Origin of the sequence: Pediococcus argentinicus (genome assembly GCF_001437605.1) — a bacterium.
Lineage (GTDB): Bacteria > Bacillota > Bacilli > Lactobacillales > Lactobacillaceae > Pediococcus > Pediococcus argentinicus.
Map to the genome: position 1 here is coordinate 1 of NZ_JQCQ01000049.1, position 8319 is coordinate 8319.

Here is an 8319-nt window from a genome sequence, read left to right on the forward strand (position 1 = left end):
GCTAAAACAGAAAGATAAAAAATAGCTTGCTACCTACGTTAGTTTTTGCTAACATAGTCAAGTAAGCTTTTGCGGCCATGGCGGAATTGGCAGACGCGCAAGATTAAGGATCTTGTCCGGATTTACCCGGGTGGAGGTTCGAACCCTCTTGGCCGCACTACTTTAGGTCCAAATCTCATTTGAGGTTTGGGTCTTTTTTTATTTATTTCTTAATCTTAGTTAAGTTTTTAATAAAAAATACACAAAATTGTCTTACTGTATTGTGTATCACTAAAAGTGTATTAATGAAAACCCTATCACAAAGGCATTCTTTTCTAGTGTATTTTGGCACGGTATTTGCTTATATATAAGTGAGCGCAAAAACTTAGTGTTTTGTGTCAGTGATTTTCTAAAACTAAACGTCATTTGAATAAATTCGGCCAACGCCGTTATTTTTATTCAAACTAATGTAAGCGTTTTGATAAACGATACAGCGATTGGTTTTGGAACATGACTAAAATGGTTACAGGTTTTTGAAATTATTTTATTTTACTTTTTTGTTACTGTAACAAAAAAATCTAGGAGGTATGAAGATGGTAGGAATTATCCTTGCTAGTCACGGTGAATTCGCCAACGGAATCTTACAATCCGGATCAATGATTTTCGGAGAACAAGAAAACGTTAAAGCGGTTATCTTAAAACCAAGCGAAGGCCCAGATGACATTAAAGCAAAACTACAAGAAGCAATTGCTTCTTTCGATAACCAAGACGAAGTATTATTCTTGGTCGATCTTTGGGGTGGTACTCCATTCAATCAAGTTAATAACTTGTTTGAAGAACACAAGGACAAGTGGGCAATCGTTTCTGGTTTGAATTTACCAATGCTTATTGAGGCATATGGTTCACGAATGACTATGGAATCAGCTCATGAAATTGCAGCTCATATCTTAGAAACTGCTAAAGATGGTGTGAAGATTCGTCCTGAAGAACTTCAACCAAAAGAAGCTCCTAAGGCTGCAGCTGCAGCAAGTTCAGCAAATGCTGGACAACCAGGTAAGATGGAATACGGATTAGCTCGAATCGATTCACGTTTGTTGCATGGTCAAGTTGCAACTGCATGGTCAAAGAGTATTAACCCAACACGTATCATCGTTGTTTCAGATGCCGTTGCTAAAGATGAGTTAAGAACTAACTTGATTAAGCAAGCTGCACCTGCAGGAATCAAAGCTCATGTTGTTCCAGTTGAACAAATGATCAAGATTGCTAAAGACGATAAGCACTTTGGTGGTCAAAAAGCTCTATTGCTTTTCGAAACACCACAAGATGCTTTACGTGCAGTTGAAGGTGGAGTTCCATTGAAAGAAATCAACGTTGGTTCAATGTCTCACTCCGCTGGTAAGGTTCAACCTAACCAAGTATTGGCTTTCAGTCAGGATGATATTGATACATTCCATAAGCTTGCTGAAGACGGCGTTCAATTCGATGTTCGTAAAGTTCCTTCAGATGGTCGTGGAAACTTAGACGATATTATGAAAAAAGCTCAAGAAATGTTAAATGAACAGAAATAAATTTTAAAATTGGAGGAATACTTACTATGAATTTAAATGCTATTCAAATGATCTTAGTAATCTTGGTAGCTTTCCTAGCTGGTATGGAAGGAATCTTAGATGAATTTCATTTCCATCAACCAGTTATCGCTTGTACCTTGATTGGTTTAGTTACAGGTCAACTAGTACCTTGTCTTGTTTTAGGTGGTACACTTCAAATGATTGCTCTTGGTTGGGCTAACATTGGTGCCGCTGTTGCTCCTGATGCTGCTTTAGCATCTGTCGCATCTGCTCTTATTCTAGTTCTTGGTGGACAAGGCCGTGCCGGAGTTCAATCAGCTATTGCTATTGCTATTCCTTTGGCTGTTGCTGGTTTACTTCTAACTATTCTTGCTCGTACAATCGCCGTTGCTCTTGTTCATTTGATGGATAAAGCAGCTGAAGACGGAAACTTCCGTGGTGTTGAATTATGGCACATTATTGCTATTGCAATGCAAGGTTTACGTATCGCTATCCCTGCTGCATTGATTTTAGCTATCGGTGCTGCACCTGTACGTGCAATGCTTACATCAATGCCTAAATGGTTAACTGATGGTTTAGCTGTTGGTGGTGGTATGGTTGTTGCCGTTGGTTATGCAATGGTTATCAACATGATGGCTACTCGCGAAATGTGGCCATTCTTCGCCATTGGTTTTGTTTTAGCAACTGTTCAACAAATTACCCTTATCGGACTTGGTGCAATTGGTATTTCAATGGCCCTTATCTACTTAACACTTTCTAACCAAAGTGGTTCAAACGGTAGTAACAATGGTGGCAGTTCAAATTCCGGTGATCAAGTCGGCGACATTATAGATAACTATTAAGAGAGGGGAAAAACTGATGGATAAAAAAATTGAATTAACTAAAAGAGATCGTCTATCCGTATTCTGGCGTTCAACGTTCATCCAAGGTTCTTGGAACTACGAACGTATGCAAAATGGTGGTTGGGCATACACAATGATCCCAGCCCTAAAGAAACTTTACACAACTAAAGAAGACCGTTCGGCAGCTTTAAAACGCCATTTGGAATTCTTTAATACTCATCCATACTTAGCTTCACCTATCTTAGGTGTAACCCTTGCTCTTGAAGAAGAACGTGCTAATGGTGCTCCTGTTGATGATGTTGCCATTCAAGGTGTTAAAGTTGGTATGATGGGTCCTTTGGCTGGTATTGGTGATCCAGTGTTCTGGTTTACTGTAAAACCAATCTTAGGTGCTTTAGCAGCTAGTTTAGCTATTAGTGGGAATATTCTTGGACCACTAATCTACTTCATTGGTTGGAATGCAATTCGTATGGGATTCATGTGGTATACACAAGAATTCGGATACCGTGCAGGTTCACGTATTACTGAAGATTTATCAGGTGGTTTATTACAACAGGTTACTAAAGGTGCTTCAATTCTAGGTATGTTTATCTTAGGATCACTGGTTAATAGGTGGGTATCAGTTAAGTTTATTCCGACAGTTTCATCGGTTAAACTTCAAAAAGGTGCTTACATTGACTGGAGTAACCTTCATGGTATGACAGGTGTTCAAAAAGCTTTGGAACAACAAGCTGCTGGACTATCATTGACAGACCATAAAGTTACAACTCTTCAAAACAACTTGGATAGTTTGATTCCTGGACTTGCTGGTTTAGGATTAACACTTCTATGTATGTGGTTACTTAAGAAGGGTGTATCACCAATCGTTCAAATCCTTGGTTTGTTCGTAGTCGGTGTTGTTCTTCACGTAATCGGTTTAATGTAAAAATACTTAGCAAACTCTCGTGATGAGATACTCTTATTGCGAGGGTTTGTTTTATTAAAAAGACTAAATAACTTTGAAATAGTTGTTTGGGCAGAATATAATTAGATATAAGTTTAAGAAACGGAGAAAATAAAATGGTGCAATCAATTAATACCAAAGCTGAATTTGTAGTTAAAGGTACTTCCCATCTTGGGATGACCGATTATGGTCAAATTATGGTCGGTGATCGTGGATTTGAGTTCTTTGCAGACAATAGTGAAAAGAACTTTATCCAGATTCCATGGGAAGAAGTTGATTCAGTGATTGCATCAATTATTTTCGGTGGACGCTGGATCCCACGTTTTGCGATTAAAACCAAAAGAAACGGAACTTATTCATTTTCAGCACGTGATCCTAAAGCTGTATTGAGAGCGATTAGAGTTCACGTAGGTGCTGAAAATATCGTTAAGTCCTTGAGCTTCTTCCAAGTTATTGGTCGTGGATTTAAGAACTTGTTCAGCCGCTTTACTAAAAAGAAATCTAATTAATAATAGTGTTTCAAAGTCTGTATCGGTATAAATCCGATACAGACTTTTTTGTTATGCTCAAATGCAAGCGATTTACTACACACTTCCATCATAACGTGCTTCTCAAATCTGATTTTTTCGTCTTGCTACAGAAATGAACCATTCCAAAACCCGGAATAATTCATTTCCTATGCAATACTCAAAATTACCCGATTTGATCCACACTTCCAGTCATAACGTGCTCCGTAAATCTGCATTTTCCGGCTAACTACACAATAACCAATATCCAAGACCGGGATATTAGTCATTGCTATGTTATGCTCAAATGCAAGCGATTTACTACACACTTCCTTAGTGTGTTACACTATCTGTATCAAACAGTGTATTAATACAGATAGCGGTGAAGAAATGACTAGACAAGAACGAATTTTTCAATTTGTAATTGAGAGAACTAAGGAAGTATCTGATACAGAACTAAAGGCTAAGTCTGCTTTGACAACTAGTGAAATTGCGGATGCTTTAGATATTGCACGTCCAAATGTTAGTAAAGAGCTCAATGATTTGGTACGAGAGGGACAACTTTCAAAAATAACCGGTCGACCAGTTCGATACTGTCGTTCGTTAGATGATACAGTAACGACTTCAGTTCAAAAAGCTCAACCTGCAGTAACCGAAATACGATTACATAGTGCAAAAGAACAACAGTTAAATAATGAAATGAAACCAGCTCCTAAAACTCTTCATAGCGATATCTTTGAAGGTATGATAGGAAGTTCTGAAAGTATGCATAACCAAGTGGAACAGGCCAAGGCAGCTTTACTGTATCCACCACGCGGATTGAATACACTAATTATTGGACCAACTGGTTCTGGTAAAACTTATTTTGCTAATGCGATGTTTGAATTTGCTCAAAACAAGCATTTGTTAAATGATAGTGAACAACTCGTAACCTTTAATTGTGCCGATTATGCGCATAATCCAGAGTTATTAATGTCGCATTTATTTGGATACACCAAGGGTGCATTTACAGGAGCCAATGATGAACAGGATGGTTTAATTCAAGAAGCTGATGGTGGAATGCTCTTCTTAGATGAAGTGCATCGTTTACCACCGGAAGGTCAGGAAATGATCTTCTACTTCATGGACCATGGAACCTATAGTAAATTAGGTGAAACAGCCAAGACACATCATGCTAACGTTCGATTAGTGTGTGCAACAACTGAAGATCCTGAAAGCTCTTTGCTACAGACTTTCGTTCGTCGTATTCCAATTACGATTCAATTACCATCCTTCAATAAAAGAAGTCCTGAAGAACGAATTGAACTTTTGAAGTCGCTTTTAACCATTGAAGCTAATCGGACTCATAAACAAATCACGTTAACTGAAGATGTAGTTCAGGCTTTATTAGGTAGTGTTACTTATGGAAACGTTGGACAACTAAAGTCTAATATTCAATTAGTATGTGCAAAGGGATTTTTAAATAATATTGATTCTGCTGATGAAATTACGATTACTTCAGACGATTTGCCACAAAATATTAAAGATGGGTTATTACATTTAGCTTCTGACCGACATGAATTAGGTGCGATTTCTAAATTGCTCCAACCATACATGACGATTAAGGGCGACGATTCGCAGAGTGTAGCTACTATCAATCATAATGATAGTTATGAGCTACCTTACAATTTGTATGAAATCATTGGCGACAAGGCAACTATGCTTCGTGAAGAAGGATTAGATCAGGAAAATATCAATAATTTTATTACTACTGATATCAATCTACATTTGAAGTCATTTTATCGAGATGATACAACTCAAAATGATGCTGAAACCAAGTTAGCCGAAATTGTTGATCAAGATATTATTGATTTTACGAAGGATATTCAAGAAAAAATTCAAACCAAACTCGACTATCAATTCCGGGACAACTTTATTTATGCCATGAGTTTGCATATCAGTTCGTTTATCAAACGAATCCAGTCCGGCAAGCCAATGCGGATGATGGGAAATGATTTAGTAGCAATGGTTAAGGATTATCCAAAAGAACTTGATGTTGCCCAAAACATCAAAGCCAAGTTAGAAGAACGATATGGGATGCCAATTCCAGAGTCTGAAAGTTATTATTTGGCAGTTCTGTTAATTTCACTCAAAATGGCACCTTCAAGTGGAACCGTGGGAATTGTCGTGGCAGCTCATGGTGGTAGTACAGCCAGTTCAATGGTTCAGGTAGTTTCTCAATTATTATCTGATAATTCGGTTCAGGCTTACGATATGCCATTAGATATGAACCCCAAGACCGCGTATGCAGGCATTGTTGAATGTGTCAAAAAAGCTGATCAAGGTAAAGGTGTTCTACTGCTAGTTGATATGGGATCGTTGAGTACCTTTGCACCTAAGATTACTAGTGAAACTCAAATCCCAGTTCGTGCGATTGATATGGTTACGACGGCTATGGTACTCGAAGCTACTCGTAAGGCTTCATTTATTGACAGTGATTTGAATGCCATTTATTCAGAACTCCGCGAATTCCACGGATACTCCCGAGTTGCTTCATCTGAAAAAGAAACTGATGAGACGCCAGTTACGGATGCTAATAATCTAGTATTAACCGGTAAACCAAAGGCAGTCATTGCAATTTGCTCAACGGGTGAAGGAACTGCTAAACGTATTAAAAACCTGTTGGACCAGTTACTAGTCCAGAATCTAATTGAAGATATAAAAGTTTTCCCTATTTCGATTGTTAATATGGAAGCTTCAATTGCCGAAATTAAACAAAACTATACGGTTGTTGCAACAACTGGAGTTATGAATCCTGAAATTGGAGTACCATTTATGCCGCTTCAAACGCTACTTCAAGGTGGTGGTGAGAAGTTTGTGCACGAACTTGAAGATAGTAGTGAAGGGCTATGGTTGGCTGATGCAAAAAATACCAAGTTATCAAAAGATATTTGTCGCCAATACCTTTCTCAATACTTTGTCTTTATTAATCCAGATAAGTTCACCAACATTTTGTGGAACTATGTTAATTATCTATCAGAAAATAAGTCTGCTAAATTTAGCGAGACATTTAAAATTAGCTTGATCATGCATATTGCTGGAGCTGTAGAGCGTACTTTAACTAATGATCCAATTGAAGCTGCAGACGAAGACTTGAAAGATATCACTCATCCGGATTGGTTGAATCTGGTTCAAGAAGCAGATGTGAACTATTTAGAGAAGGTTCAAATTAAGTTGAATCAAAGCGAAGAGTTTTATATTTATAAGTTGCTTGAAACGTGGCAAGAAAAAAATGATATAATACTTAACGACAAGATAGCTAAATAGTACGGATAAATTAGTGTTTAGAGGTTGTTCAAAACACTGCTATTGATGAATAAGGGGGATATTTAAATGATCGATTATATTGTAACGAGTCATGGGAATTTTGCTGAAGGTATTAAGAACTCATCATTTATGATTTTTGGGGAACAAAAGAATGTTGAAGCTGTAGTTTTGCATCCAAATGAAAGCCCTGAAGAATTAAATAGTAAGTTTCAAGAGGCCTTAGCTAAATTTGATAAGGATGACCAAGTTATTTTCTTAGTTGATTTATTTGGAGGCTCACCATTTAATGCTGCAAGTCAGATTGTTGCTGAACATACTGATCGAATGGCATTAATTACTGGCCTTAATTTATCAATGTTGGTTGAAGCTTATACAGTTCGTGAACAGCCATTAGATCAAGTCGTTCCACATCTAGAAGAAACAGCAAAAGCAGGCGTTCGCCACTTGGAAATTAAGGATAGTCAAGAAGGATAAAAATATGGCAATGGAAATTTTGTTAGCACGGGTTGATAGTCGATTATTGCATGGACAAGTTGCAACAGCTTGGACCAAAAAAGTCAAACCCAACCGCATTTTAGTAGTATCTGATAATGTGGCGGAAGATAGTTTAAGAAAGAATTTAATTACGCAAGCTGCACCTCCAGGGACGAATGCTAGTGTGATTACGGTTCAAAAGATGTTGGATATCTATAAGGATCCACAGTTTGATGATCTTAAAACGTTACTGTTAACCGAAACAGTACAAGATATGCTTCGTTTGGTTCAAGGCGGCGTTGATTTAAGTGAAACAGGTGTCGATATTGGTAGCCTAGCTTACGCTGATGAAATGATTCTGTTGACTGATGCAATTGCTGTCGGCCCAGAAGAAGTATCAGCTATCAGAGAACTGCATGCAACAGGCTTAGATGTCTTTGCACAAAAGATTCCAAATGACAGTAAAAAAGACGTCATTGCAATGTTGGATAAGAATAAGTTGTAAAAGAATAGGTAACTAAATAAAACAACCGAAATTTCATTTTTTTATGATATTCCGGTTGTTTTTTTATGCGGATTCTATAAATAAGTATGAGATATTGTAAAAGTTTAATTTACGCCTGTTTTATCAGATATATCAAATAGGGTATAATGATAATTGATCGATTATATCAAAATAACTGTTAATTATTTGGAGGTTT

The 8319-nt window shown here is 37.4% G+C and carries 7 protein-coding genes and 1 tRNA gene; all 8 read left to right on the forward strand.

The genetic code is table 11. From position 1 onward, the window contains the following. Positions 1-71: 71 nt before the first annotated feature. The 8 genes from IV88_RS08450 (at position 72) to IV88_RS08485 (ending at position 8123) form a co-directional block, all read left to right on the forward strand. Positions 72-157, forward strand: a tRNA-Leu gene (locus IV88_RS08450). Between the two features lie 415 nt (positions 158-572). Next, the gene (locus IV88_RS08455; RefSeq protein ID WP_057800462.1) at positions 573-1547 is read left to right on the forward strand and encodes a mannose/fructose/sorbose PTS transporter subunit IIA; all 975 of its coding nucleotides are present in this window, start codon (positions 573-575) and stop codon (positions 1545-1547) included. A 26-nt stretch (positions 1548-1573) separates the two neighbouring features. After that, entirely contained in the window at positions 1574-2389 is an 816-nt protein-coding gene (locus tag IV88_RS08460; RefSeq protein ID WP_057800463.1) for a PTS mannose/fructose/sorbose transporter subunit IIC, read from the forward strand. A gap of 16 nt (positions 2390-2405) precedes the next feature. Then, positions 2406-3314 (forward strand): PTS system mannose/fructose/sorbose family transporter subunit IID, encoded by a 909-nt coding sequence (locus tag IV88_RS08465; protein WP_057800464.1) that lies wholly within the window; start codon positions 2406-2408, stop codon positions 3312-3314. 134 nt (positions 3315-3448) lie between these two features. Continuing rightward, positions 3449-3841, forward strand: coding sequence for a DUF956 family protein (locus tag IV88_RS08470; RefSeq protein WP_057800465.1), 393 nt, complete (start codon positions 3449-3451; stop codon positions 3839-3841). 387 nt (positions 3842-4228) lie between these two features. Further along, positions 4229-7144, forward strand: coding sequence for a sigma-54-dependent transcriptional regulator (locus tag IV88_RS08475; protein WP_057800466.1), 2916 nt, complete (start codon positions 4229-4231; stop codon positions 7142-7144). Positions 7145-7210: 66 nt separating this feature from the next. Then, positions 7211-7618 (forward strand): PTS sugar transporter subunit IIA, encoded by a 408-nt coding sequence (locus tag IV88_RS08480; protein WP_057800467.1) that lies wholly within the window; start codon positions 7211-7213, stop codon positions 7616-7618. Positions 7619-7622: 4 nt separating this feature from the next. After that, entirely contained in the window at positions 7623-8123 is a 501-nt protein-coding gene (locus IV88_RS08485; RefSeq protein ID WP_057800468.1) for a PTS sugar transporter subunit IIB, read from the forward strand. The last annotated feature ends 196 nt before the right edge of the window (positions 8124-8319 follow it).